The sequence below is a fragment of the Paracoccus onubensis genome (assembly GCF_003591515.1).
Taxonomy (GTDB): domain Bacteria; phylum Pseudomonadota; class Alphaproteobacteria; order Rhodobacterales; family Rhodobacteraceae; genus Paracoccus; species Paracoccus onubensis.
In genome coordinates, this window is sequence record NZ_QZCG01000011.1 from 127,654 (window position 1) to 154,222 (window position 26,569).

Annotated in this window: 28 protein-coding genes and 1 pseudogene; 12 read left to right on the top strand and 17 right to left on the bottom strand. The window is 55.5% G+C overall.

Features of this window, described 5'->3' with window-relative positions; translation table 11 throughout:
• Positions 1–72 precede the first annotated feature (72 nt).
• The 9 genes and pseudogenes from D3P04_RS16290 to hrcA form a co-directional block, all read right to left on the bottom strand.
• Positions 73–1,869, bottom strand: a pseudogene (locus D3P04_RS16290) (methanol/ethanol family PQQ-dependent dehydrogenase); the annotation flags it as partial.
• A gap of 170 nt (positions 1,870–2,039) precedes the next feature.
• A complete protein-coding gene (gene fghA / locus D3P04_RS16295) occupies positions 2,040–2,873 on the bottom strand; it encodes an S-formylglutathione hydrolase (RefSeq protein WP_119750791.1) in 834 nt (277 codons plus the stop codon).
• Entirely contained in the window at positions 2,863–3,378 is a 516-nt protein-coding gene (locus D3P04_RS16300; protein ID WP_119750793.1) for a GNAT family N-acetyltransferase, read from the bottom strand. The genes fghA and D3P04_RS16300 overlap by 11 nt, the downstream gene beginning before the upstream one ends.
• A complete protein-coding gene (locus D3P04_RS16305; RefSeq protein ID WP_119750795.1) occupies positions 3,375–4,004 on the bottom strand; it encodes an ATP-dependent Clp protease proteolytic subunit in 630 nt (209 codons plus the stop codon). The genes D3P04_RS16300 and D3P04_RS16305 overlap by 4 nt, the downstream gene beginning before the upstream one ends.
• Positions 4,005–4,046: 42 nt before the next feature.
• The gene (locus tag D3P04_RS16310) at positions 4,047–5,030 is read right to left on the bottom strand and encodes a quinone oxidoreductase family protein (RefSeq protein WP_220475361.1); all 984 of its coding nucleotides are present in this window, start codon (positions 5,028–5,030) and stop codon (positions 4,047–4,049) included.
• A gap of 74 nt (positions 5,031–5,104) precedes the next feature.
• Positions 5,105–6,232: an S-(hydroxymethyl)glutathione dehydrogenase/class III alcohol dehydrogenase gene (locus tag D3P04_RS16315; protein ID WP_119750797.1), complete on the bottom strand. Its 1,128-nt coding sequence runs from the start codon at positions 6,230–6,232 to the stop codon at positions 5,105–5,107.
• 98 nt (positions 6,233–6,330) lie between these two features.
• Positions 6,331–6,915 (bottom strand): S-(hydroxymethyl)glutathione synthase, encoded by a 585-nt coding sequence (gene gfa / locus D3P04_RS16320; protein ID WP_119750799.1) that lies wholly within the window; start codon positions 6,913–6,915, stop codon positions 6,331–6,333.
• A gap of 214 nt (positions 6,916–7,129) precedes the next feature.
• Positions 7,130–7,669, bottom strand: a complete 540-nt coding sequence (locus tag D3P04_RS16325) for a nucleotide exchange factor GrpE (protein ID WP_119750801.1) — start codon at positions 7,667–7,669, stop codon at positions 7,130–7,132.
• Positions 7,670–7,677: 8 nt separating this feature from the next.
• On the bottom strand, positions 7,678–8,733 hold the full coding sequence (gene hrcA, locus D3P04_RS16330; protein ID WP_119750803.1) for a heat-inducible transcriptional repressor HrcA: 1,056 nt from the start codon (positions 8,731–8,733) through the stop codon (positions 7,678–7,680).
• A gap of 74 nt (positions 8,734–8,807) precedes the next feature.
• Here hrcA and rph point away from each other — a divergent pair, with 74 nt between their 5' ends.
• The 5 genes from rph to D3P04_RS16355 are packed head-to-tail and all read left to right on the top strand — an operon-like array spanning position 8,808 to position 12,025.
• Positions 8,808–9,521: a ribonuclease PH gene (rph, locus tag D3P04_RS16335; protein WP_119750805.1), complete on the top strand. Its 714-nt coding sequence runs from the start codon at positions 8,808–8,810 to the stop codon at positions 9,519–9,521.
• Positions 9,518–10,126 carry an RdgB/HAM1 family non-canonical purine NTP pyrophosphatase gene (gene rdgB / locus D3P04_RS16340; RefSeq protein WP_119750807.1) on the top strand — a complete coding sequence of 203 codons (609 nt, stop codon included), beginning with the start codon at positions 9,518–9,520 and terminating at the stop codon, positions 10,124–10,126. The genes rph and rdgB overlap by 4 nt, the downstream gene beginning before the upstream one ends.
• Positions 10,119–10,493 (top strand): RidA family protein, encoded by a 375-nt coding sequence (locus tag D3P04_RS16345; protein WP_119750809.1) that lies wholly within the window; start codon positions 10,119–10,121, stop codon positions 10,491–10,493. Before rdgB ends, D3P04_RS16345 begins: the two co-directional genes overlap by 8 nt.
• Entirely contained in the window at positions 10,490–11,671 is a 1,182-nt protein-coding gene (gene hemW / locus D3P04_RS16350) for a radical SAM family heme chaperone HemW (protein WP_119750811.1), read from the top strand. The genes D3P04_RS16345 and hemW overlap by 4 nt, the downstream gene beginning before the upstream one ends.
• Positions 11,672–12,025, top strand: a complete 354-nt coding sequence (locus tag D3P04_RS16355) for a YbaN family protein (RefSeq protein ID WP_119750813.1) — start codon at positions 11,672–11,674, stop codon at positions 12,023–12,025. It begins immediately after the preceding gene.
• Between the two features lie 134 nt (positions 12,026–12,159).
• Here D3P04_RS16355 and D3P04_RS16360 read toward each other — a convergent pair whose 3' ends face one another.
• The 7 genes from D3P04_RS16360 to D3P04_RS16390 form a co-directional block, all read right to left on the bottom strand.
• Positions 12,160–13,041: a ParB/RepB/Spo0J family partition protein gene (locus tag D3P04_RS16360; protein WP_119750815.1), complete on the bottom strand. Its 882-nt coding sequence runs from the start codon at positions 13,039–13,041 to the stop codon at positions 12,160–12,162.
• Entirely contained in the window at positions 13,041–13,826 is a 786-nt protein-coding gene (locus tag D3P04_RS16365) for a ParA family protein (protein ID WP_119750817.1), read from the bottom strand. Before D3P04_RS16365 ends, D3P04_RS16360 begins: the two co-directional genes overlap by 1 nt.
• Positions 13,813–14,415, bottom strand: a complete 603-nt coding sequence (rsmG, locus tag D3P04_RS16370; RefSeq protein WP_119750819.1) for a 16S rRNA (guanine(527)-N(7))-methyltransferase RsmG — start codon at positions 14,413–14,415, stop codon at positions 13,813–13,815. The genes D3P04_RS16365 and rsmG overlap by 14 nt, the downstream gene beginning before the upstream one ends.
• The gene (gene mnmG / locus D3P04_RS16375; RefSeq protein ID WP_119750898.1) at positions 14,412–16,271 is read right to left on the bottom strand and encodes a tRNA uridine-5-carboxymethylaminomethyl(34) synthesis enzyme MnmG; all 1,860 of its coding nucleotides are present in this window, start codon (positions 16,269–16,271) and stop codon (positions 14,412–14,414) included. Before mnmG ends, rsmG begins: the two co-directional genes overlap by 4 nt.
• A gap of 13 nt (positions 16,272–16,284) precedes the next feature.
• Entirely contained in the window at positions 16,285–17,553 is a 1,269-nt protein-coding gene (mnmE, locus tag D3P04_RS16380) for a tRNA uridine-5-carboxymethylaminomethyl(34) synthesis GTPase MnmE (RefSeq protein WP_119750820.1), read from the bottom strand.
• A gap of 10 nt (positions 17,554–17,563) precedes the next feature.
• Positions 17,564–18,835, bottom strand: a complete 1,272-nt coding sequence (rho, locus tag D3P04_RS16385) for a transcription termination factor Rho (protein WP_119750821.1) — start codon at positions 18,833–18,835, stop codon at positions 17,564–17,566.
• A 122-nt stretch (positions 18,836–18,957) separates the two neighbouring features.
• On the bottom strand, positions 18,958–19,404 hold the full coding sequence (locus D3P04_RS16390) for a CopD family protein (RefSeq protein WP_119750822.1): 447 nt from the start codon (positions 19,402–19,404) through the stop codon (positions 18,958–18,960).
• Positions 19,405–19,898: 494 nt separating this feature from the next.
• Here D3P04_RS16390 and D3P04_RS16395 point away from each other — a divergent pair, with 494 nt between their 5' ends.
• From D3P04_RS16395 to D3P04_RS16410, 4 genes are read left to right on the top strand one after another with little or no spacing between them, the layout of a single operon-like run.
• A complete protein-coding gene (locus tag D3P04_RS16395; RefSeq protein ID WP_119750823.1) occupies positions 19,899–20,753 on the top strand; it encodes a shikimate dehydrogenase in 855 nt (284 codons plus the stop codon).
• On the top strand, positions 20,750–21,337 hold the full coding sequence (gene coaE, locus D3P04_RS16400) for a dephospho-CoA kinase (RefSeq protein ID WP_119750824.1): 588 nt from the start codon (positions 20,750–20,752) through the stop codon (positions 21,335–21,337). The genes D3P04_RS16395 and coaE overlap by 4 nt, the downstream gene beginning before the upstream one ends.
• Entirely contained in the window at positions 21,330–22,034 is a 705-nt protein-coding gene (gene dnaQ / locus D3P04_RS16405) for a DNA polymerase III subunit epsilon (RefSeq protein ID WP_119750825.1), read from the top strand. Before coaE ends, dnaQ begins: the two co-directional genes overlap by 8 nt.
• 51 nt (positions 22,035–22,085) lie before the next feature.
• A complete protein-coding gene (locus D3P04_RS16410; protein ID WP_119750826.1) occupies positions 22,086–22,940 on the top strand; it encodes a YihY/virulence factor BrkB family protein in 855 nt (284 codons plus the stop codon).
• A 47-nt stretch (positions 22,941–22,987) separates the two neighbouring features.
• Here D3P04_RS16410 and D3P04_RS16415 read toward each other — a convergent pair whose 3' ends face one another.
• On the bottom strand, positions 22,988–23,791 hold the full coding sequence (locus D3P04_RS16415; RefSeq protein WP_119750827.1) for a response regulator: 804 nt from the start codon (positions 23,789–23,791) through the stop codon (positions 22,988–22,990).
• A gap of 96 nt (positions 23,792–23,887) precedes the next feature.
• Between D3P04_RS16415 and D3P04_RS16420 the strand changes: the two genes are divergently transcribed.
• Genes D3P04_RS16420 through D3P04_RS16430 form a run of 3 tightly spaced genes read left to right on the top strand, consistent with a single transcriptional unit; the run spans position 23,888 to position 26,446 of the window.
• Positions 23,888–24,034: a NepR family anti-sigma factor gene (locus D3P04_RS16420; protein ID WP_119750828.1), complete on the top strand. Its 147-nt coding sequence runs from the start codon at positions 23,888–23,890 to the stop codon at positions 24,032–24,034.
• A 3-nt stretch (positions 24,035–24,037) separates the two neighbouring features.
• Positions 24,038–24,637, top strand: a complete 600-nt coding sequence (locus D3P04_RS16425; protein ID WP_119750829.1) for an RNA polymerase sigma factor — start codon at positions 24,038–24,040, stop codon at positions 24,635–24,637.
• Positions 24,638–24,649: 12 nt separating this feature from the next.
• Positions 24,650–26,446 carry a sensor histidine kinase gene (locus tag D3P04_RS16430; RefSeq protein ID WP_119750830.1) on the top strand — a complete coding sequence of 599 codons (1,797 nt, stop codon included), beginning with the start codon at positions 24,650–24,652 and terminating at the stop codon, positions 26,444–26,446.
• The last annotated feature ends 123 nt before the right edge of the window (positions 26,447–26,569 follow it).

Consider the following 26,569-nt stretch of genomic DNA (forward strand, 5'->3'; position numbering starts at 1 on the left):
GCCGTCAGCAGGAGCTGCCTCAGCCTCAGCAGGTGCGGCTGCTTCACCGGCGGACGCCTGTACGTCGTCACCTGGAAGTTCGAACACCGTCAACTGACCGCCGAGTTCGGTATAGTCGCTAAGCGCGGCATAGCCGCCCACGGCGCCCAGACCGTCATTCGGGTTGGTCAGACCGGCAGCAAGACCGATACCGGCCCAACCACCGACACCGGACAGAACAGCGATATACTGCTTGTCGTTATGGGTGTAGGTCGTCACGTTGCCGATGATGCCCGATGGGGTCTTGAACTTGTAAAGCTCGTCACCCGTTTCTGCATCAACCGCTTTCAGATAGCCTTCAAGCGTACCGTAGAAGACTACCCCGCCAGCCGTCGCAAGCGCGCCGGACCAGACGGAGAACTGCTCGGGCAGCGACCACTTGATCTCGCCATTGATGTTATCCCAGGCGATGAAGTTACCCATGCCACCATGGCTGTCAGGTGCCGGATACATCGACAGCGTTGCGCCGACATAAGGCTGACCCGCAGTATAGGCGACACGGAACGGCTCGTAGTCCATGCAGACATGGTTGGTCGGCACGTAGAACAGTCCGGTATCGGGCGAATAGGCCGCAGGCTGCTGGTCCTTGGTGCCAAGTGCCGCAGGGCAGATACCGGTGCTGTTGGTATCCTCGCCATTCTGTTCGGTCGAGAATTCGGCAACCACCGCCGGGCGACCATAAGTCTCGGACTCCGGATCCATATCGACGCCGCTGGTCCAGTTCACAGCCGGATCGTATTTCTCGGCCACCAGAAGCTCGCCGCTTTCACGATCCAGCGTATAGGCCAGGCCGTTCCGGTCGAAATGGGTCAGAAGCTTGCGTTGTTCGCCGTCGATTTCCTGATCGGTCAGGATCATCTCGTTGACGCCGTCAAAGTCCCATTCGTCATGGGGCGTCATCTGATAGAACCACTTGGCCATGCCGGTATCGGCATCGCGGGCCATGATGGTCATGGACCATTTATTGTCGCCCGGACGCTGCGACGGGTTCCAGGTCGAGGGGTTCCCGGTGCCGTAATAGATCAGATTCAGCTCCGGATCATAGGAATACCAGCCCCAGGTCGTGCCGCCGCCGATCTTCCACTGATCGCCTTCCCAGCTGTTGATCGAGCTATCAGCACCAATCGGCTTGCCGAGATGGGTTGTCTTTTCGGGATCGACCAGCATTTCTTCATCAGGGCCGGTCGAATAGGCTTTCCAGACTTCCGAGCCATCGGCAAGGCTATAGGCCGTCACACGACCCCGGACACCGTATTCACCGCCTGAAACGCCGACGATAACCTTGTCGCCAACCGGCAGCACCGTCGCGGTATTGGTTTCGCCAACGGCCGGATCACCGGTCTTGACCTTCCATTTTTCCTCGCCTGTCTTGGCATCAAGCGCCACCAGCGTGGTATCGGCCTGATGCATCAGGATCAGGCCGTCGGCATAGGCGACGCCGCGGTTGACCGTGTCACAGCACATCACAGCGATGACTTCGGGATCCTGCTGGGGCTTGTAGCTCCACAGGATCTTGCCGTCCTCGTTCAGATCCAGCGCATAGACGTTGTTCGGGAAGGGCGCATGGATATACATGACCCCGTCGATGATCAGCGGGCCGCCTTCATGACCGCGCAGAACCCCGGTCGAGAAGCTCCATGCAACCCGCAGATCGCCGACATTGTCCTTGTTGATCTGATCCAGTTCCGAATAACGGGTATTGGCATAGTCGCCGGTCTGGATTCCCCATTGGCCAGGCGTCTCGATCGCCTCTGTGACACTTTCATTGGCATATGCCGCAGCGCCTGATAGCAGCAGCGCGACCGCAGCGCTGTTGAATAGGTGTTTCATGGATGTGCTCCTCCGATTCTGGATCATCCGCTGCGGGCTCTCCTATCCGCAGCTCGTCCAATGAAGTCAGTCTTGGGTGCACACCCTTCTGCGTCAATCTGTCGCCCTGCCAATTCCCCCTAAAGTCTGATGGTTTTTTGGCAGGGCGATCGGGAATATTTGGCAATCGCCTAAATCAGCCGTTCCGTATGCCACATCACATGGTCATTCATGAAGGTCTGAACGAAGAAATAACTGTGATCATAACCCGGTTGCATGCGGAACTGACCGGACTGACGGCGGGCCATCATGGCATGGGCAAGCGATTCGGGTTTCAGCAGATCAAGAAACTGGTCGCTGCTGCCCTGATCGATCAATATTTCGCCCGGATAGCCTTTTTCGGTCATCAGCACGGTTGAATCATGGGCACGCCATGCGGACTCGTCGCTGCCCAGATAGGCGCCAAGCTGCTTTCTGCCCCAATCGGACTCGGTCGGGTTTGCAATCGGCGCGAAGGCCGAAACGGATTTATACCGCTCGGGATGGGTCATGGCGATGGTCAATGCGCCGTGGCCTCCCATCGAGTGACCGGTGATTCCCATCCGATCACGATCAACAGCGAAATTATCGCCAAGCAATTCGGGAAGTTCATGCACGATATAATGCCACATCTGGAAATGCGGTTTCCACGGATCCTGCGTGGCGTTCACATAAAAGCCCGCGCCCTTGCCCAGATCATAGGCCTCATCATCGGCAACATCGTCACCGCGCGGCGAGGTATCGGGAAAGACGATGGCGATCCCTGCATCGGCGCATAGCTGCTGGGCGGCGGCCTTGGTCATGGCGTTTTCATGGGTGCAGGTCAGCCCGGACAGATACCACAGAACCGGAACACGGGCATGCTCTGCCAGTTCCGGCATGAACAGACCAAAGGTCATATCGGTACCGGTTGCCTGCGATTTATGGCGATAAACGCCCTGCGTGCCGCCAAAGCTGCGGTTTTCGGAAAGGGTTTCAAGGCTCATCGGATTCTCCGTTCAGATCGTGGAACATGACAAGGGCATCGACAGGCCCTTTCTGCGGGTGAAGAAATGCGCCGGGAAGGCGGCCGACAACCTCAAATCCGGCTTTCTGCCACAAATGGACGGCATCCAGATTTGTCGACACGACGAAATTGAACTGCATCGCCCGGAATCCCTGCGCCCGCGCCCATGTTTTCGTATGTTCGACCAGTCCGCGGGCGATCCCTTTGCCTCGTGCCTGCGGATGGGTGGCGAAAGAGGCGTTCGCGACATGTGACCCGCCGCCGGGCCGGTTGGCCCCGACATGGCTTGTCCCCAGAATTTGCCCGTCCAACTCGGCCACGAAGACGGTGAACGGCTGCGCGAACCAGTCGGCCAGGGCATCCGCGCGCGTGATGTCGCGCGGAATGCAGTAGGTTTCACCAGCCCGATAGACGGGTTCCAGAACAGTCCAGATAGCGTCGTGATCGCGGTCTTCTGCCCTGCGGATCACGACCGGCACCGTCATTTCAACTCATCCACCGAAGTGATGACCTTGCCCAGAAGGCCGTAATCCAGCGCCTCTTGCGTGTTCAGCCAGAAATCGCGCTGCGTGTCCTTTTCGATCTTTTCGACCTTCTGACCGGTCGCCTCAGCGAAGATCTGATTCAGCCTGTCGCGCATCAGGCGAACCTGCTCGGCCTGGATCATCATGTCGGACGAGGTGCCGCCGATTCCGCCGGACGGCTGATGAATAAGAAAGCGGGTATTGGGCAGGCAGTAACGGTTTTCCTTCGCAGCGCCGACAAAGATCAATGCCCCGGCGCTTGCCACCCAGCCCGAACCGATGGTGCGGACGGTCGGGCGGATGAATCGGATCACGTCATGGATCATATCGCCCGATTCGACATGGCCGCCCGGCGAAGAGATCAGCATGTTGATCGTTTCGTCGCTTTCTTCGGCAAGGGCCAGCAGATGGGCCACGGTGCGCTGCGCAAGCTTGTCATTGATCGTCCCCGCAACGATCACCGTGCGGGATTTGAAATACAGCTTGCCGATATTGTCGCCCTCGGGGAGGCCCAGCCCTTCTTTTTCGCCCTGTTTCGGGTCGTCGTCCTGATCGTCGTCGTCATCGTCAAGCCACTGGTGCCGCATGGATTCACTCCTTCAAATATGATTGCCGTGATATAATAGTTTTCACGGGATAAGAAGCACGCTTCCGGTGGTGCATCCGGATTCCAGATCGGATTGAGCCTGTGCGGCGTCAGTCAATGGGTATTCGTGACCAGTTTCCGCAGAAATCCCTTGAGAAAGCATATCCAACAGCGCTTCGCACGCCTGTAAGTATGTCGGCTCATCCGCAATGTAACCCATCACACTTGGCCGGGCGAGCGTCAGAGAGCGGACCGGGCCAATCGCCTCGACCGGCAAAGGCGGTATCGGTCCGGCTGCCTGACCGATACTGGCCACCGTCCCGAATCGACGGGTGCTGGCAAGGCTTTTCAGTAACATCTGCCCGCCGATTCCATCGATAGTGTAATCAACGCCAACCCCGTCAGTCAGTTCGCCCACTTCGGAAACGAGATCGACATCACGTCCTACAATCACATGATCCGCGCCGTAGCCTCGCGCTATCTTTGCCTTAGCCTCAGAACCCGCAGTGCCGATTATCTCTGCGCCGAGATGTTTCGCCCAACGCACCAGAATGGACCCCAACCCACCAGCGGCACCATGTATCAGCAATCGGGTTCCTGCCTGAACCGGGTATGTACGGGTAAGGAGCATATGGGCTGTAAGCCCTTTCAGCATTGACGCCGCTGCGGTTCGAAATTCTATGCTGTCCGGAAGCTTGATCAGGCGAATACCGGGCAGGATGCGGGAAGCTGCATAGGCTCCAACCGGGGCACCTGCATAGGTTACCCGGTCTCCATCAACAAAACCCGTTACACCCTCGCCTATCGCGTCGATCACGCCCGCCCCCTCAACCCCCAGAACTGCGGGAAGCGAAAGGGGGTATAGCCCGGTGCGGTGATAGATGTCGATGAAGTTAACCCCAATAGCAGCCTGCCTGATCCGAACTGTTCCGGGGGCCGGAGCCTCGTCAGGAACACACACGGTTTCAAGATGTTCGACTCCCCCTGTGCCAGTCATGCGGACGATGTAATTTTTGGGTGTCTTCATGCGATGGCCCCTTGTTTAATAGTAACGACGGGCATGAGAGCCCGCCGCACCATTTAACAAGCAGCGATGAAGGATCAGTAAAGCACGACTGACCGAATCGACTCGCCGTTATGCATCAGGTCGAAGCCCTTGTTGATGTCATCCAGAGGCATGGTGTGGGTGATCATCGGGTCGATCTCGATCTTTCCGTCCATGTACCAATCGACGATTTTCGGCACGTCGGTCCGGCCGCGGGCGCCGCCGAATGCGGTGCCTTTCCAGACCCGGCCGGTAACAAGCTGGAACGGACGGGTGCTGATCTCGGCCCCCGCTGCCGCGACACCGATGATCACCGACTGACCCCAGCCGCGATGGGTGCATTCCAGCGCATCGCGCATGACCTTGGTGCTGCCGGTGGCGTCGAAACTGTAATCCGCGCCGCCGATCTGATCGAACGGGGTTTTCGTCATCTCGACGATTTCCTGAACGACATTTTCGACATTCTTCGGATTGACGAAATGGGTCATGCCGAATTTCTCGGCCATTTCCTTCTTGTCGTCGTTCAGATCGACGCCGATGATCATATCTGCCCCGGCAAGGCGCAGACCCTGAATCACGTTCAGGCCGATGCCGCCCAGACCGAACACCACGGCTTTCGCGCCGATCTCGACCTTGGCGGTGTTGATGACCGCACCAATACCTGTCGTCACACCGCAGCCGATATAGCAAATCTTGTCGAAAGGCGCATCTTCGCGAACCTTGGCAACCGCGATTTCCGGCAGGACCGTATAGTTCGAGAAGGTCGAGCAGCCCATATAGTGATGGATCACCGTCCCGTCATCGAGGCTGAAACGCGAGGTTCCATCGGGCATCAGCCCCTGCCCCTGGGTCGCGCGGATCCGGGTGCAGAGATTGGTCTTGCCCGACAGGCAGGACGCACATTCGCGGCATTCCGGCGTGTAAAGCGGAATGACATGATCGCCGGGTTTCACGGATTTTACACCCGGGCCGACCTCGACCACGACACCGGCACCCTCATGTCCCAGAATTGAAGGGAAGAGACCTTCCGGGTCGGCGCCCGAACGGGTGAATTCGTCGGTGTGGCAGATACCAGTCGCCTTGATTTCGATCAGGACCTCGCCTTCCTTCGGCCCTTCGAGATTGACCTCTATCACTTCCAGCGGTTTGCCAGCCTCGAAGGCTACGGCGGCACGGGTTTTCATCGTAATTCTCCTATCAATCTCAACAACTTCATGTCATGACCGAAAGGGCCGCAGCATACCGGCCCTTTCGTCACCTATCGTGCCCGGTACAGTCCCCGTCAAGCGGGAAGCGCACCGGATTTTTTCGCCACATGGGTCGCGATCGCGTCCATCAGCGGTGGCGACAAAGCGTCATAAGGCTCGAGTCCGATCTCCCGCAGACGCGACCTGATGCCATCCATACGCGACGCATCGACACCGGATTCGATGATCGAGCTTACGAATGCGGCAAATTCCGGCGCGGACCAGCCCGCTTCCGAGGAAAGCTCGGTATGGACGAAATCAAGGCCGTAGAACGGGTGGTCCTTGTTTTCGATGCGGCCATACATGTGAACGCCGCAATCGCGGCAACGGTAACGCTGGATCGCTGCCGAGGCATCGACAATTTCGAGTTTGTCGCCGTTCTCGATGACTTCCACCGCATCACGCGACACGACGGCGATCTGGCTGAAGACCGCGCCATCGGGTTTCCAGCATTTGGTGCAGCCGCAAACATGATTATGCGCTGTCTGGGCTCCGATGCGAACCTTCACCGGATTGCTGGCGCAATGACAGGTGAGTGTGCCGCCCGAAAAGTTTGAGTTACCCGATTTGATGCCGTTATCAACGGCGGGATGAATTAGCACCCCATCTGTATTCGCCATGGTCCCCTCCTGCGATGACCGAATATCCCAAAGGTCGCGCGGTCAGGAAGAATCGGCAAGTCAGAGGAAGGTTGTAGCGTAACGCGCCGTCAACGGGCCGGTTGTGCCGTGTTTCACCTCGGGAGAGACGGCACGCAAAACCCGCCCATTGACGCAATGGGATGACAATCGCCGCTTGTCGCCGGGCCATATCCGGCATTCGTACAAGCCGTGATTATTCGGCCGGAGTCGATGAAACCCCAACTTTTGCCGGGCGCAACAGGCGATCATGCAGGCGGAAACCATTTTCCATGACCTGTATGATCTCACCGGCTCTGGTATCCGGAACAGCGGCTTCGAACATCGCTTCATGCCAGGTCGGATCGAATTTCTCGCCGATTTCCGGAGTAATGACAGTAACGCCATGCTTGCCGAAAACATTGGACAATTCGCGCAGCGTCAATTCGACCCCCTCTATCAACGCTTTGGCCGAGGCGCGCTGCTCTTCGCCGGCGGCATCAAGGGCGCGGCTCAAGGCATCGTGAACAGGCAGCAAGTCGCGGGCAAGACGAGATCCGCCATATTGCTCGGCATCGCGGCGATCCTTGTCGGCGCGCTTGCGGGAATTCTCGGCATCGGCAAGCGCCCGCATGAACTTGTCGCGGAATTCATCCCGTTCCGCGATCAGACGATCAACCTCATCGGCCAGTTCCTCGGCCTCGGTCAGCAATTCTTCGGTCATGTCGTCATTCGGTTCTTGATTCTGCTCGGTCATTCCAACTCTCATCCTTTCCGGCCGGACAGCACCCGCCCAACCAGTTGCGCGGTATAATCGACAATCGGAACGATACGGCCATAATTCAGCCGGGTCGGTCCGATGACGCCCACCGCGCCTACAATCTTTCGGTCGGCATTCATATAGGGAGAAACCACCAAAGCGGAACCCGAAAGAGAAAAAAGCTTGTTCTCGGAGCCGATAAAAATGCGCACACCGTCGCCCTGCTCGGCCAGTTCGAGAAATTCAACGATGTCACGTTTGCGTTCCAGGTCGTCGAACAATACCCGGATACGGTCGAGATCCGCCGCCTCGCTGTCCAGAAGATTCGCACGGCCACGCACGATCAGGCGCGGATCGAAGCTTTCGCCGTCCCACAGGGCAAGTCCGGATTGCACCAGTTCCGCCGCGAGGATATCCAGCTCGCGCCGACGTTCAGCCAATTGGCTGGCCATGTGCCTGCGCAATTCGGCAAGTGTCTTTCCCTCGGCCATGGCATTCAGGAAATTGCCCGCTTCCCGCATGGAAGAGGGTGTCTGGCCTTCGGGCGGAATGAAAATCCGGTTTTCGACATGACCATCCGCAAAAACCAGCACCACAAGGGCGCGATCCGGAGCAAGGCTGACGAACTCGATATGACGGATAGGCGCCTCGTGCTTGGGCATCAGGACCAGCGAGGCTCCGCGCGTGATCGTGCTAAGCGCCGTACTGACACGATCCAGCATGACATTCGTATCCGAGTCGTCATTGCCCAGGGTCCGATCCATGACGGCCTGATCGTCGGGATCGACGCTATCCACTTCCATCATGCCGTCCACGAAAAGGCGCAGCCCCAGATGCGACGGCAGCCGCCCGGCAGAAGTATGCGGGCTGTCAAGCAGGCCCATGAATTCGAGATCCTGCATGACATTGCGGATCGTCGCGGCGCTAAGCTGTTCCGACATGCTGCGTGTCAGGGTGCGGGAGCCCACCGGATCCCCCGTCTCGAGATAGGATTCGACTACCCGCCGGAACACTTCGCGCGAGCGGTCGTTCAGTTCTGAAAGTAGCGATTCCTGACTCATGGCCTGCTTGGGCTTGCGTGAACGATGCCTGGGGCGGTATTGGGCAGCCTGATCATGAATGAAAGGATAACCCGATGCGTCCCTCTGGCCGGAACTTAAGCCAAATGCGTCCGATTTCAATTGAAACCGGAGTGATGCGGCACGCGGAGGGGTCTTGCCTGATCCGCTGCGGCAATACGCATGTACTTTGCAGCGCCTCGATCGAGGACAATCCGCCGCGTTTCCTGAAAGGTACCGGGCTGGGCTGGGTCACCGCGGAATATGGAATGCTGCCGCGCGCCACGAATACGCGAAACCGAAGAGAGGCCGCGCAGGGGAAGCAATCGGGGCGGACACAGGAAATTCAACGGCTGATCGGGCGCAGTTTACGCGCGGGCGTGGATCGCGTCGCACTTGGCGAACGTCAGATCACTATCGACTGCGACGTGTTGCAGGCTGATGGCGGAACGCGCTGCGCCTCGATAACCGGAGGCTGGGTGGCTTTGCGGCTGGCGGTCAACAAACTTCTGGGCGCAGGCGTACTGACCAGTGATCCGATCGTCGATCATGTGGCTGCGGTGAGTTGCGGCATTTACGCCGGCCAGCCGGTGGTCGATCTGGACTATGCCGAGGATAGCGAGGCAGGAACCGATGGGAATTTCGTCATGACCGGGGCCGGCCGCCTGATCGAAGTGCAGATGTCTGCCGAGGGGGCGACATTCTCGCGCGAGGAAATGGGGAAATTGCTTGATCTGGCCGAGGCCGGGATCGGCGAATTGGTTTCCGCGCAAAAGGCCGCGCTGGAATGAGGAAATTCACCGAAAAGCGCCTGCTGATGGCCACGCATAACGCCGGCAAGCTGAATGAGATGCGCGCATTGCTGGCGCCCTATGGTGTCGATGTGACCGGGGCGGCAGCGGCCGGGCTGAGCGAGCCGGAGGAGACCGAGGATAATTTCATTGGCAACGCGCGGATCAAGGCCCGGGCCGCCATGGAAGCGACGGGCTTGCCGGTACTTGCCGATGACAGCGGGATTTGCGTGGATGCACTGGATGGTGCTCCGGGCGTGTATACCGCCGATTGGGCCGAGACCGGGAATGGTCGTGATTTCGGCATGGCGATGGAGCGGACCTGGCGTGAGCTGGAGGATCTGAACACACCGGAACCTCGTAATGCACAGTTCCGCTGTACGCTGGTTCTGATGTGGCCGGACGGGCATGATGAAATCTTCGAGGGCGTTTTGCCGGGGCGAGTCGTCTGGCCTCCGCGCGGCGCTGAGGGACATGGATACGATCCGATATTCATGCCCGAAGGACAGCAGGTTACATTAGGTGAAATGGCGCCGGACGTGAAAAACAGGCTCAGCCATCGGGCATTGGCCGTTGAAAACATGATAAGAGGTTGTTTTGCATAGAATTTCTACTGGATCGCCTTTTGAGGCTTCGATGGGATACAGCCGGGCATTGGTTAAGGGCAACTGGTGCTTTGTCTCTGGCGTGACGGGTTATGACTACACCACCATGACCATGCCTGAAACAGCAGCCGAGCAGGCGAAGAATTGTTTTGATACAATTTTCAGAGTTCTGGACGAAGCTGGTTTTACTGCGGATGATATTGTCCGTGTGCAGTATACTGTCATCGATGCGATCCTGGTGGATGAGATAGCGCCAATCCTGGGAGAAGCAATGGGCAAAATTCGCCCGGCTGCAACCATGGTCATTTCCGGCTTGATCCGTCCCGAGATGAAGATCGAAATCGAAGTGACCGCGATGCGCGAATGACCCAGCAAGACGCTTTCCGGTGTGATGAAGATTGGCATGCCGGAGGATTTGGGCTGTATGTGCATTGGCCATTCTGCGCCGCCAAATGCCCCTATTGCGATTTCAACAGCCATGTTGTCGGATCAGTAGATCAGACCCGCTGGGCACGCGCACTGGGCGCAGAGATTGCACGGCTGGCTGAAGAACTTCCCGGACGAATTCTTGGCAGTATCTTTTTCGGCGGCGGCACTCCATCATTGATGGCGCCAGAAACTGTGGATTCCGTGCTTCGTTCAGCGCGTGCCGGGTGGGGCTTTGCCAATGATATCGAGATAACCCTGGAAGCTAATCCGACCAGCGTCGAGAAAGAACGCTTTCAAGCCTATGCGGAAGCGGGGGTTAATCGTCTGTCCATGGGCGTGCAGGCATTGAACGATGACGATTTACGCCGGCTCGGGCGGATGCATACGGTGGCAGAGGCACGCGCTGCGTTCGACGTGGCGCAGGACTGTTTTTCGCGCGTGAGCATGGATCTGATCTATGCGCGACAGGGGCAAACCGCAAAGGCCTGGCGGAACGAACTGCGCGAAGCGCTAAGCATGGCGGTAGATCACCTGTCACTTTATCAACTGACGATTGAACCCGGCACGAGTTTTGGGGCGCGTGCGGCGGCCGGCAAGCTGCGGGATTTGCCGGATGACGATCTGGCCGCAGACATGTATCTGGAAACGCAGGAGATCTGTGAGGCATCAGGAATGCCGGGTTATGAGATATCAAACCATGCCGCCAAGGGATCAGAAAGCCGCCATAACCTGGTCTATTGGCGGCAGGGCGACTGGGCGGCGGTTGGGCCGGGTGCCCATGGGCGGATCACCCTTCCCCATGGCCGCCTCGCAACGGAAGCGCATCGTGCACCCGGGGCATGGCTGGAGTCTGTCGAGCGTCATGGAACGGGTGAATTGCCGCGGGAGTTGTTATCCCTCAGGGAGCAGGCAACGGAATATCTGTTAATGTCGTTAAGATTGGTCGAAGGTTTGGACGAAGAGCGTTATGCACGGCTTGCGGGCAACCCATTAAACGAAGCGTCGGTTGCGCAGTTATTGGAGCTGAAGATGGTTGAACGGTCTGCGGGGCGGCTGAAGGCCAGCCGCGAAGGGCGCCCGATCCTGAATGCAATTCTTCGGGAATTGGCAGATTAGATGCCTATCGTCTGGTATTCGATTGGCGCAATCGCATTTGGTCTGGGTGTAATTGGCATCGTGCTGCCGATTCTTCCCACTGTTCCATTTCTGCTGATCGCAGCCTGGGCCTTCGCCCGCTCTTCTCCACAGCTACGTAAGAGAATATTGAGTCATAGGATTTACGGCCCTCCGATCAGGGCATGGCAGGAGCGTGGAGCAATCGGTCGGATTGCCAAGATATGGGCAGTTTCAGCAATGACGGCGGGTGTCGCGGCTGCCCTTTGGGCAGGATTGCCGGCTTGGCTGATTACCGGTCAGGCTATCATCTGCTTGAGTGTAGGTCTGTATGTAATTACACGCCCAGAAGCCTGAATTTATCATCTGTCGGAATTGTGGCTTTGAATTCCTGTGCTATGTAATCTCTTGGTTGAGGTTTGAGGATTTACCGCGGTCGCTATTCCAATTCGCTAAAACCGCAATCGCAGTATATCTCATACCCGGCCCGATTACCGATTGCCGCCCAATAGTTGACAGAGTTCATCAAGCTGGTCGAGCTCCTTGTAAGTGATCGTTAGCTGCCCGCCATCTGTACCGGCATGCTTGATCGATACTCGCATACGGAGATGCGCGGAAAGATCAGATTCGAGCGCGCGCGTGTCCGCATCTTTCTCTGCTTTGCTTGAAGATTGGCCTGCCTTATTGTTGGGTTCTTCGCTTTGCTTGCGTGCAAGCTCTTCCGTTTCGCGAACCGACAGGCCCTTATCAATCACCTTACGTGCAAGCTGTTCGGGGTTCTTGGCGGTTACGAGCGCCCTTGCATGGCCAGCACTGATCTGGCCATTTTTGAGAAAATCCTGTACGGAATCCGGAAGATTCAACAGGCGCAGCAAGTTTGCAATATGGCTGCGACTTTTATTCAGCGATTGGGCAAGTTTTTCCTGGGTATGACCGAACCGGTTCATCAACTGGCGAAAAGACGTTGCCTCTTCAATTGCATTCAGATCCGCCCGCTGAATATTCTCGATGATCGCGACTTCGAGTACCTCGGAATCGCTCAGGTCGCGAATCAGAACGGGAAGCTCATGAAGCTGTGCCATTTGTGCGGCACGCCACCGACGTTCTCCGGCAACGATCTGATATAACCCTTCATCGCTTGGATGGGGGCGAACAATCAGAGGCTGAAGCACGCCCCGGTTTTTGACCGACTCCGCAAGCTCTTGTAGATCTTCGGGTTTGAATTGCCGCCTCGGCTGATCGGGATTAGCGGTAATCTGTTCTATCGGAAGTGTGGAGCTTCCATTTTTTTCCGGGCCGTTAACATCGATATCAGCCATAAGCGCCGATAAACCACGGCCGAGCCCTCTTTTTACGTTTTTATTTTCGGACATCACGCTGCCTCTGGTGCAAGATTAAGACGATTGACAAATTCCTCTGCGAACTGACGGTACGCGAGGCTGCCTTTTGAGTTCGGGTCATAAATCAACACTGGTTGAGCATGCGACGGCGCTTCGGAAACACGAACATTGCGTGGAATCACGGTCGTATATATCAATTCACCAAGGGTGGCACGCGCGTCGGCCTCGACCTGCTGGGATAGATTGTTGCGATAATCCGACATCGTCAGCAAGACTCCATTCACGCGAAGTTCCGGATTCGCAGTCTGTCGAACATGACGAATAGAGGTCAGAAGTTGGGAAAGCCCTTCCAATGCGTAGAATTCGGCCTGAAGGGGCACCAAAACACCGGTGGCCGCGACCATCGCATTTATGGTCAGAAGACCTAGTGCAGGCGGGCAATCTATCAGGATGATCTTTTCCGAGCCTGTCTCAACAAGCTTATTTCGAAGAAGTTTGGTCCGATTTGCAGCATTGGAGAGTTCTACATCCGCCGAAGCCAAATCCGATGTTGCCGGCACTATATAAAGATCATCAATATTGGTTTTTTGCGCAACATCGTCGAGCGAGCCTTCACCCAGCAAGAGATCGTAAACCGTCTGTTGCCGCATATCTGCATCAATGCCCAAACCTGTCGAGGCATTTCCTTGCGGGTCAAGATCAATAAGGATCGTCTCATGCCCCGCTTGAGCGAGTGCTGCACCAAGATTGATTGCCGTTGTGGTTTTTCCAACGCCGCCCTTCTGGTTGGCAATCGCTATTATTCTATGATTTGGCATCTGTCACCTCACTGATCTTGAGTATCGCGGCGCCGGGTCTGGAAGTGCTTTGTATCGGAAAGACGTTAAATTTCCACTTATGGCGAGCATCCTCGACTTCTTCCCGCCAATTCTCACCTTTCATGATCCAAGCCTGCCCGTATTTTGCCAAATGCCGGTCAAGATATGGCATAAGGCGAGGTAAAGGAGCAAGCGCGCGGGCCGACAGATAGGCGGCATTCAGCGGATCAGCATCTTCTATTCGTCGGTTATACACTTGGGTATTTTCCAGCGTGAGTTCACGGATAACTGTCCGAAGGAAGGCGGCTTTTCGTTGATCACTTTCCAAAAGCCTGAACTGCACCGGATGATTAGAGAAAACGATTGCCAATACGATACCTGGCAAACCTCCCCCGCTCCCAAGATCCGCCCAGATGCCTGATTCTGGGCTGACATGCTTAGAAATCTGCAGGCAATCCTCGATATGCCGGGAATCGAATTCGGATATCGTTGACGGTGCTACGAGATTTATTCGAGAATTCCAACGAATTACCAGATCCCTGAATGTTGCAAGGCGTTCCATTGTTTCACGTGAAACATTGCCGGTCATGCTCGTTTTCGCTCTGCGCTTCGACTTACTGCGATCAATAATGTTAGTGCAGCCGGCGTTATACCCTCGATCCTGGCAGCTGCCGCCAACGTGCTCGGACGGACATCTGTCAGCTTAATGCGTAGCTCGGATGAAAGTCCGGCGATATCGGAGTAGTCAATATCCGCAGCCAATGGAATATTCTCATCTGCCCTTAGAGCTTCCGCATCCCGCTTCTGTCGATCCACATACCGATGATAAAGAGAATCGTTCAAGAGCTGTTGTAACGTTTCCGGGTCGATTTTTTCCAGCCATGGCGCGATTGCACAAACTTTTTGTATCGGAAGTTCTCGCATCCCAAGAAGCGAAAAAATCGAGCGTCGCTGACCGTCCAGACGTACCTGAATATCTCCCTGCAGCAAATCATTGGGCGAATGCGCTTGTTCCTCCGCCTTGCTGCGCGCAGCAAGGTATTTCGACTGCCGAGCTTCATATCTTCCACGCCGCTCTGCTCCAACGCAGCCGATTTCTATGCCAAGTGGTGTCAGTCGCTGATCCGCATTGTCGGCACGTAGAGTCAGGCGAAATTCTGCCCTGGACGTAAACATGCGATATGGTTCGCTTACTCCGCGAGTAACCAGATCATCGATCATCACGCCAATATAACTGTCTGTTCGACTGAAAATTACCGGAGCGTTATTCGAAGCAAAGCGAGCCGCGTTAAGGCCAGCAACCATTCCTTGCGCACCGGCTTCTTCGTATCCAGTGGTACCGTTAATCTGGCCAGCAAAATACAAACCCTCAATGGATTTGACTTTCAGGCTGAAATCTAACGCTCTTGGATCGACATAATCATATTCAACCGCATATCCAGGTTGAGTGATAACTGCATTTTCAAGGCCCTTTATCGTATGCACATACGCCGTCTGAACATCTTCTGGTAACGATGTTGAGATACCATTCGGATATACTGTGGTATCTTCGAGCCCTTCGGGCTCAAGGAAAATCTGATGAGAACTTTTATCCGAAAATCGCACAATCTTATCTTCAATCGATGGACAATATCGCGGACCCTTTCCCGAGATATGCCCACCATACATCGCTGAACGATTGAGATTTTTATCAATAATATCATGCGTATGAGCGTTCGTATGCGTAATTGCGCAAGATATCTGACGCAGAGAAGGCGCCTTTGAAAGATACGAAAACATGACCGGGCTCTCATCTCCCGGCTGTTTCCCCAACTGGTCCCAATCTATTGTGCGGCCATCAAGGCGCGGCGGCGTTCCGGTCTTTAGGCGCCCCATCGGAAGATTTAAACCGTAAAGCGAATCGGCAAGCCTGTTTGAAGCATTATCACCCCAGCGACCTGCTTTCCGACTTACATCTCCGATGTGGATAACTCCGTTAAGGAATGTACCGGTAGTAAGGACAACAGCAGTGGCACTTAAGCGAGTACCATCCGCAAGTTCTACACCGTCTATCCGGTTTGAATCACCGGTGAATGCAGCAACCTCACCGAACAGCAGTTCCAACCCGGGTATACCGCGCAAATAAGTTAACGCATGCGTTCGATATGCCGCCCTGTCCATTTGTGCACGAGGCCCCTGAACCGCCGGCCCCTTACGTCTATTAAGAAGACGGAACTGGATACCTGCGCAATCAGCAACACGTCCCATAAGCCCGTCCAGCGCATCAATCTCACGGACCAAGTGGCCTTTTCCCAGCCCACCGATAGCAGGATTACAGGAAAGTGCGCCGATATCAACTTCCTGCATGGTAATCAGCGCGGTTCGTGACCCCATTCGCGCTGCAGCCGCGGCTGCCTCGGTACCGGCATGTCCGCCTCCGATTACTATCACATCGAAATGTTTCACGTGAAACACCATTTCACTTCCCAATACAAAACGAGCTAAAGATCACTCCCAGATACTCTTCTGCACCGATTCTGCCAAGTAATCTATCCAGAGATGTTGCCGCTGCTCTTATAGATTCGGCTAACAGCTCCGGCGGCAGCCCTTCTATATCTGAAAGACACGCACTTGCATCAACCAACGCCACCAACTGCCTCTCATGACTAATGGTACGGGCGCCAACAATCATTAAAGACAACTTATCATATAGACGTAAAAGCAACGCATCTATTCCGTCACCCGTAGAAGACGAAACGGCAACGTCGCCAGTTATACTTCCACCCAGATCCGATTTTGTCCTGACTGAGATATCGCCATTTTTCCATAAATCGGAAACAATATCTCCGTTCTCCGATAGATGAAGACGTAAATCAGCAGCCATCGCACGCTCTTTCGCAAGGCCGACTCCCATTTTTTCGATTTCATCTACGGATTCACGTAGCCCCGCCGTGTCCAGGATTGTGACCGCCAGCCCGTAAAGATCCAATCGGACTTCGATAATATCCCTTGTGGTACCTTCGATATCCGAAACCAGCGCAATATCCCGGCGGGCTATTCGATTGATCAGGCTGGACTTTCCAGCATTAGGTGGACCGATAACTGCAACTTCAAGACCTTTTCTCAATCGCTCCGTTGCAGAAAACCCATTTATCTCACTATCCAGGTCGTCCTTCAACTGCGATAGGATTTCATATACCTCCAAGGGAACATGCTCAGGAACTTCTTCATCAGCAAAGTCAACGCTCGCCTCGACAAGAGCTCCGGCTCGAATAAGCGACCCTCGCCAGGCTTCCGTCTTCTTGCTCAGCTCACCGCTGGCGACACGAGCAGCAAGTTGTCGCTGCACTTCGGTTTCCGCTTCCAGAAGATCTCCCAGACCTTCAACTTCAGCAAGATCCATGCGGTTATTAAGGAATGCCCGTTTTGTAAATTCACCGGCTTCCGCCCAACGCAGCCCCATCTCCAACAGCACGCGTGAGATCCGCTTTACAATAACCGGAGCACCATGAAGATGAAGTTCGACGACCTCTTCCCCAGTGAAGCTATTCCCTTCTTCAAACCAAAGCACAAGCGCATGATCTAGGATTTCATCATCATCTCGAATATCACGCAATTCGGCATACCGTGGTCGCGTCAACGGCCCGGTAAGCTTCTCTGCTGCTGCGCGCGCATTGTCTCCACTAAGACGAATAACCGAAACACCCCCCCGTCCAGGAGAGGTGGCCTCGGCAAAAATCAAATCCATGACGTCCTCGTCAGGCGTTCATCGAATCGAAAAATTCGGCATTTGTCTTCGTTTGCTTCAACTTTGAAATCAGAAATTCGACCGCATCCGTCGTTCCCATCGGGTTCAAGATACGACGCAGCAGATAGGTTTTCTGTAAATCGCGCGCTTCCACCAGCAATTCTTCTTTTCGGGTTCCAGATTTAAGGATATCCATAGCCGGGAAGACCCTTTTATCGGCAACTTTCCGGTCAAGCACGATCTCGCTGTTACCCGTGCCCTTGAATTCCTCGAAGATCACTTCATCCATACGCGAACCGGTATCGATCAGGGCTGTCGCGATAATCGTCAACGAACCGCCTTCCTCGATATTCCGCGCCGCGCCAAAGAAACGCTTAGGCCTCTGCAACGCATTCGCATCGACACCACCAGTCAGGACTTTCCCCGAACTGGGAACAGTGGTATTATAAGCCCTACCAAGTCTAGTGATTGAATCCAAAAGAATAACAACATCTCGTTTATGCTCAACAAGACGCTTGGCTTTCTCGATGACCATCTCGCTCACGGCGACATGCCGGCTCGCCGGTTCATCGAATGTCGAAGCAATCACTTCGCCGCGCACGCTTCGCTGCATGTCGGTTACTTCTTCCGGGCGTTCATCGATCAACAGGACAATCAGATAGCATTCCGGATGATTACGCTCGATCGAATGCGCAATATTCTGCAATAACACTGTCTTACCTGTGCGCGGAGGGGCCACGATAAGTGAACGCTGACCCTTCCCGATCGGGGCAACCAGATCGATGATACGGGCGCTACGATCCTTGCTGGTCGGATCATCGATTTCCATGTTAAGCCGCGCATTCGGGTATAGCGGCGTCAGGTTATCGAACGCGACCTTATGCCGCGCCTTCTCCGGATCCTCGAAATTGATCCGTTCCACCTTCGTCAACGCAAAATAGCGCTCGTTTTCACCCGGCGCCCGGATCACGCCCTCAACCGTATCGCCAGTTCTAAGCGAATACTGCCGGATCATATCCGGGCTGACATAGATATCGTCAGGCCCGGGAAGATAGTTCGCTTCGGTAGATCTCAGGAATCCAAACCCGTCCTGAACGACTTCAAGAACTCCCTCGCCACCGATATCCCACCCCTCATCAGCGTGTTCTTTCAGGATCGAGAACATCATCTCGCCCTTGCGCATCGTCGAGGCGTTCTCGATTTCCCATTCCTCTGCCATAGCCAGCAGATCCGCAGGACTCTTGGCCTTGAGATCGGACAGATTCAGGCGTTCGTCGCTCATTATGTAACCTCATCGATGCCAGCGGCGGCTGGCGAAAACATCAATATCATGGAGATTCCCGTACCGGACGGCCGGGTTCCAGCATCAAATAGGCTGTAAAGACGAACGAGTCAATCTTAGCGTCAGTATTTAAGGATAACTGACAAAACGATCACAATCATCAGCAAAGTCGGAACCTCGTTCATCAAACGATATCGTTTTCCGCTCAGCCATATGCCTTGCGCCAATGCTCGTCGCTGTCCCGCACACCAGCCATGAAACCAGGTCATGATCAAAACACATCCGGCCTTGACCCAGGGCCAGCTCATCGACCAGTCAACCACCCCGGGGGTAAGAACCAGAATTAAGCCACTGACCCATGTCGCAATCATCGCAGGCCGCATGATCAGGCGCAGCAACTTGTCTTCCATGATCAAAAGACTTGCTGCAGGCTCATCCGCCTTTGCCCCTCGCTCAACATGGTAAACAAACAGGCGTGGAAGATAAAACAGACCGGCCATCCATGACATGACAGCCATCACATGGAATGCTTTCACATACAGATAGATCAAGGCAAGCAATCCGGTCATGAAATCTCTCCCGTTGGGACTGCTCTAAATAAAATAAAGAAGAAAAGAAATGTTGTTGTTATAGGGCCTGAGGAAAACTGGATTAGCGACTTATCCACAACGGCATCCCCAGTAAGGATGGATGAGTGTAGCGTCATGGGAACAGATGCTATACGTATAATATCTTTATATTTCAATAAATTAATAATTTTAATAAGTGATCGGCAAGATCTGGGTCATGTCACTAGTCCACAACGGAAATGATACCGGCTTCCTGCGATCCACTTGTGGATAATCGGTCTCCGTTTACCTTATGTTCACAGTGAGTTTCAGCTATAAGCGCCAAGCTGGTAGATTATCCGCAGAATGTCCCCAGAGATATCCAGTGTTTCATCCACTTGGGTGAGTCTGAAGTGCCACAATGACCGCCCGTCCTGCATATCCGCTCTTTTATTGCGGTGGGCATGTACCCTACTCTACTCAGAGCCTGAAAGATGAGATAACTTATTGTTGTGATGACCGAAGATTCGCCAGAAAGCCAGTCACGGCCCGCGCCATTGGCCGGAGTGATCGGGCAGCCGATCATGCATTCGCGTTCGCCGAAGCTGCATGGCTACTGGCTGAAGCGCTATTCTATCGACGGACATTACATTCCCATGCCTGTTAAGCCCGAAAACCTTGCCGAAGTGCTTCGCGCGCTGCCGCACCTTGGTTTCGTTGGAATTAATGTCACCATCCCGCATAAAGAGGCCGTTCTGACGCTCGCCGATGTCGTTACCGATCGTGCGGCATTGATCGGCGCTGCAAACACCCTCATTTTCCGCCCTGACGGAAAAATTCATGCCGATAACACAGATGGTTATGGATTCATCGCCAATTTGCGGCAAGCGGCGCCCGACTGGGATGCGGATAACAGTCCCGCCGCGGTCATTGGCGCGGGCGGTGCTGCGCGGGCGGTTGTTGCATCGCTGCTGGACAGCGGGGTCAAGGAGATCCGGATCACCAATCGCACCCGGGTCCGAGCCGAACAAATTCGCGCAGAGTTTGGTGCGCGCCTGATCGTCTATGATTGGGCGCAGGCCGGAAATATGCTTGAAGGCGCGGTGACTGTCGTCAATGCCAGTTCTCTCGGAATGCAGGACAAGCAGCCACTCAGGATTCCGCTGGATGCGCTGTCCCCTGACGCCTTGGTAACCGATCTTGTATATACGCCGCTGATGACGCAGTTTCTGATCGATGCTCAGGCGCGCGGCTGTCGGGTCGTCGACGGGTTGGGAATGCTTCTGCATCAGGCGGCGCCCGGGTTTGAAAGATGGTTTGGTCAACGCCCTGCCATAGACGATGAAACCCGCCGGGTCGTGCTTGAATGACGTACAAGCTTGGGTTGACCGGCAGTATCGGAATGGGAAAATCCACCACAGCTCAGATGTTTCGCGATCTTGGCCATCCCGTCTGGGATGCGGACGGGGCTGTGCATCGCCTTTACGCGCAGGGTGGGGCAGCTGTTGCTCCGATTTCGGAGCTGGTGCCGGATGCTTTGAAAAACGATGCGATAGATCGCGAGGCGTTGAAACTCGCCCTGAAGACAGACCCGAGCCTGATCGAAAAGCTGGAATCCCTCGTTCATCCGTTAGTCGCTCAGGATCGCGCGGATTTCGTAAAGAGAAATTCGGATAGCGATCTGATAATTCTTGATATTCCCTTGCTTTTCGAAAAATCCTCAGATCATTCCTTCGATGGCGTGGCAGTTGTTTCCACCGATGCCGATACGCAGAAAGCCCGGGTATTGTCCCGGCCCGGCATGTCCGAGGATCATTTCAGGATGATTCTGTCCCGCCAGATGCCCGATAGTGAAAAGCGCGACCGAGCCGATTGGGTGATCCCTACGGATGATCTGGAAACCGCGCGCGCCGCTGTTGAACGAATCTGCAAGGAGATTCTTGCGAATGCGTGAAATCGTCATGGATACGGAAACCACCGGCTTCGATGCCGAAAAGGATGACCGCATCGTCGAGATCGGTGCGCTTGAATTGCTTAATCACCTGCCTACCGGCAATACATTCCACGTATATATCAATCCGGAACGCTCCATGCCGACCGAAGCATTCGAGGTTCACGGTCTTGGCGACGATTTCCTGCGCGACAAACCGAAATTTTCGGAAATTGCTCAGGGCTTCCTTGATTTTATAGGTCAGGATTCCAAGCTGGTGATCCATAACGCCAGTTTCGACATGAAATTCCTGAACGCAGAGCTGAAACGTGCCGGCCACCCCGCCCTGCCATGGAATCGCGCGCTTGATACGCTTGCCGTCGCGCGCGAGAAATTTCCCGGCTCTCCGGCGTCTCTGGACGCGCTTTGCAGACGTTTCGGCGTTGATAACTCAAACCGCGAGCTGCACGGGGCACTGCTTGACTCGGAACTTCTGGCAGAGGTCTATCTGGAGCTTATCGGCGGACGGCAGCCCGATCTCGTGCTGGATCAGCCCGCGGAAAGCCGGGTTTCCAATATGGCAGACACACCCGGTTCACAGAAGGCCAGGGCAAGGCCGGTTCCATTGCCTTCCCGGCTGACCAGGGAAGAGGCGGCCGCCCATGCAGAGTTTCTGACCCGGCTGGGTGACGATTCAATCTGGTCGCGCTATTCTGTCTAGCTACGGACATGTCCAACCAGGACAAGTCCGTAATCGTGTCAAGGAGAACCGATGCTGGTTCTGATTAAACGGTTTTGGTCATTCTGGCAGGCTGTTTTCGAGCGTATGGACGAAAGCCATATGGCTCTTATCGCAGCAGGTGTCGCATTCTATGCCATGTTCGCGGTTTTTCCCGGCCTTGCGGCAATCATCGCGTTATGGAGCCTGTGGTTCGAGCCCAACGTCATCATGACATATGTCAATGTCGCGCATGAATTCCTGCCCGAGGACGCGGCCGGCATCATAGATACCCAGATCAGATCGCTTACGGCAGGAGGACGGACCACCATCGGATGGACCTCTGTCATTTCCTTCGTGATTGCCACCGTATCCGCGCGTGCCGGAGTCGATGCCCTTATCCGGGGGTTGAATGCGGCGCATGGCGCGCGCAGTCGTTCGACATTGGTCGGATTTATCCGCGCATATGTGCTGACCTTGGCAATGGTGGGGATTTCTTTAGCCGGGATGGCGACCATTGTCGTTGTTCCGATATTGCTCAAATTCATGGTCATAGCACCGATAAGGGCAGCGCTGCTGACCGCCTTGCCATGGGCAGGAATGTTCGTTCTGGTCAATATCGGAATCGGAATCCTTTATCGCTACGGACCGAATGTCGGTGCGCAGCGTCCGCCTTTGCTGACATGGGGCGGCTTGTTCGCAACGCTCCTGTGGTCGGCGGCCTCAATCGGATTTTCGGCCTATCTGGGCAGTTTCAACAGCTATAACCGTATCTATGGCTCGATCGGGACCGTTGTCGCATTGCTTATGTGGTTCTATCTGGCGGGATTTTCCGTGCTGCTGGGCGCTGTCATCAATATCGAGCTTGCGCAGAAGAAACGGCACCGCAAGACGCCAGCCGAACAATAAGGCGGCCGGTTCTTCCGATCACACCGTTCTGATACTGATAGCCCTGCCTAGACCGCCAGACCTTCTGTCGTGGCAAAGAACATTGCTTGGGACACGGCCGAACGTACCTGTTCCTCGGTATAGGGTTTCGGGATCAGGAAGGCCGGCTCGGGTCTGTCGCCGGTCAGCAACCGATCCGGGAAGGCGGTGATGAAGATCACCGGCAGATCCCCCAGATTGTTCAGCAGGTCGTTCACGGCGTCTATCCCGGAAGAGCCATCCGCAAGCTGGATATCCGCCAGGATAAGATCGGGACGCTCTTTACCGGCCAGCTCAAGCGCGGCGGAATGCGTGCGGGCGATGCCCGTTACCTCGTGGCCCATTGCCTGCGCGATACCCCTGAGATCCATGGCGATGATCGTCTCATCCTCGATCACCATGACCCGGCCGGCGACCGCGCCGCTCATTTCATTCAATGCGATCCCGACCAGTTCTTCAGCTTCGGGCTGACTGATATCCATGACCCGGGCGATCTGGTCGTAGCGCAGTTCTTCGATCGTCCGCAAAAGCAGGGCTTCGCGGGAATTCGGCGTCAGCTTGCGCAGCCGTGCCTGTGCGGCCTTCTCGCGAATCGTGGCCCCGGCGTCATCCACCGGCTCGCCGGAGCTTTGCCATATTGCATGAAAGGCGCGGAAAAGGCCGATTCGGATCTCGGTCTCGCCCTCCATGATCGATCGATCCGTCAGGATCGCCTCCAGCGTTGCGGCAGCATAATTGTCGCCCGCGTGCTGACTGCCGGTCAGCGCACGCGCATAGCGGCGCAGATACGGGAGTTCGCGTCCCACGGATTGAGCCAGTTTTTCAGCGGACATTGCAGTCTATCCTCGATTTTCGCATGTTGGGCGGAACCATTTCCTATTCCTACAGGTTGGAAGGGGGGCGCACAAGATTACCGGGGCTGACGAAAGATGACACCTAAGCGAGAAAATGACCCTAGGGATGCGATCGAGAAACAGATCGATGAAAACCTGAGGCGGGTGTATGAAGAGGACAGCACCGAACAGATCCCGGACCGATTTCTGGAATTGCTGCAAAAACTGCGCGAGCAGGAGTAACATATGGCACCTGCCGACAAATCCGGCGGTGAGCACAGCGATGCTTCCGCCCAGTCCGATCCGCGCGACGAACTGGTCAGCCATCTTCCGGCGCTAAGGGCATTTGCCCTTTCGCTTACCCGCGAAAGTGCGTCCGCCGATGACCTGGTGCAGGACACCATCGTCAAAGCGTGGACAAATATGGATAAATTTCAAGCCGGTACGAATTTGCGGGCCTGGCTGTTCACAATTCTGCGCAACACGTTCTATTCGGCCCGGCGCAAGACCAAGCGGGAAGTCAGTGATAGCGACGGACTTTATGCCGCCCGGCTCTCGACCCGCCCGGATCATGACGGGCGCCTTGCCCTGCGGGATTTCCGCGCCGCGTTCGAACAACTGCCCGATGAACAACGAGAGGCATTGATTCTGGTTGGCGCATCGGGTTTCTCTTATGAAGAAGTCGCCGATATGACTGGCGTGGCTATCGGAACCGTGAAGTCCCGCGCCAATCGCGGTCGGCGTAAACTGGCGGAACTTCTGCATCTGGGAGAGAACGAAGAGTTGAACATGAATGATCAGGTCACTCTTGCCGTCATGGCGCCGAATCATCCTGTCCGCCGCTAAATCGGTCTGTAGGTGTTACTTCAGCGTCTGACCGAACGGTTGAGTTTCACCAAGCGGCTGGGCTTCCGGCTTGGCACATTGCTTTCGGTTGCGATCCTCCCCGTCGGGCTGATGTCGCTGGTCCAGAACCTGAATCTTTCGCAAGAGGCCGATCGCAGCGCAGAGATCGCATTGCTGGGCCGCACCGCCTCGGCCGCGGCGGGGGAACGGGCCTTGCTGCAAAGCGCATTGGGATCGGCGGATGCTCTGGGTCCGGCGGTTCTGGATGCGCTTGATCAAAAGCGCGGCTGCGCGGATCTTATGCAGAATTTCATCGAACGAAGCGCGACCTATATTTATGTCGGCTTTGTGCCCATGAATGGTCTCAGCACTTGCCATTCGCGTTCGGGCATGGCCGAGGTCATGGATATGCGCAAATCCCCGGCCTACGAGAAATTCATCGCCGAACCGGGCACGTTGGTCACTTCGGTAGATGACGCATTCGGCTCCGAGCGCTCGATGGTGCTGGTGATGCAGCCGCTATATCGCGATCGGGACCTGTTGGGATATGTCTCTGTCGGCCTGACGCATGAATTGCTGCGTTCGACCCATTCGATCGGTTTCGGTACCGAAGGCGCAAGGATCGCAACCTTCAATCATCGCGGAGAAATCCTGACCGCTGATCGTGGCGAAGGAGATAACGCGACGGATATCCTTCCGCAGGGCGTTAAGCTGGTCAGCCTTCTGTCACGGACAGAGACAACGTTCCGCGATTATTCAAATACCGGTGAATCGCGGGTCTTCACCGTCGTTCCGGTTGTGCCTGGCCTTGTATACGCATTGGGAAGCTGGAGTCCGAAGATTGCCGGTATCGGGTTCCTGCAGCTTTCGCGGTTTGGCGCGGTGGTACTTCCCATCATCCTTTGGCTGATCTCATTGGCGGTGGCTTATTTCGCGGTTTTCCGTCTGGTCCTGCGCCATATCAGCGAATTGCGTGGCCAGATGCGCCGCTTTGCAATTGGCAGCCGGCATCAGGCGCCGCGTGTTCTGACAGAGGCGCCAACCGAGATCGCCGATGTCAGCCAGACATTTCATAATATGGCCCGAATCCTGATTCGCGACGAAGAAGCGATGGAGCAGGCAGTGGCCGAAAAGACGGTGCTTCTGAAAGAACTGCATCACCGGGTGAAGAACAATCTTCAGCTCATCGGGTCGATCATCAACATGCAAAGCCGGATGATCGCGGATAACGATGCCAAACGGGTTTTACGCTCGGTTCAGGACCGGGTGGCAGCGCTGGCCACGATCTACCGGAACCTCTATCAGGCCGAGCATCTCGACGCGGTAGAGGCCGACCGCCTGCTGGGCGATATCATCAACCAGATGGTGAATGTATCGCTTGAGCCCGGTTCGAATCTCAGGGTTGAAACCGAACTCGAACCGGTAACGCTGCTGCCGGATCAGGCTGTTCCGTTGTCGCTGCTTGCGACTGAAGCCTTTACCAATGCTTTGAAATACGCCGGAAAACCAGACGACGACAGTCAGGCATGGGTGCGCGTCGGTCTTACCAGTGACGGTGGTTCAAACGGTGTTCTGGAAATCGTGAATTCGATAGGTCAACGCGAAAACGAAGCCGAGGGAACAGGGCTGGGCAGTCAGTTGATCGAGGCATTCGCCACACAGTTGCAGGGTGAACCGGTTTTCGGCGAAGACGGAGACACCTTTGTCATGCGGCTGCCCTTCCGGATCGAATTGCCCAAGCCAGACCAATTGCCCGACAACACCAATATCGTGCTGACATCAGCGGCACGCGAAGGCGCGAAACATTAACCGCAATGTTTCCTGTCGTATGAAGTCATATTCCGCACCCTGAAATAGCCAGACGCTGCTTTCCGGCAGAAGATCCTGCGCTTTGCCTGCTCGGCTTACGCGATCAATTGCGCTTTGAGTAAG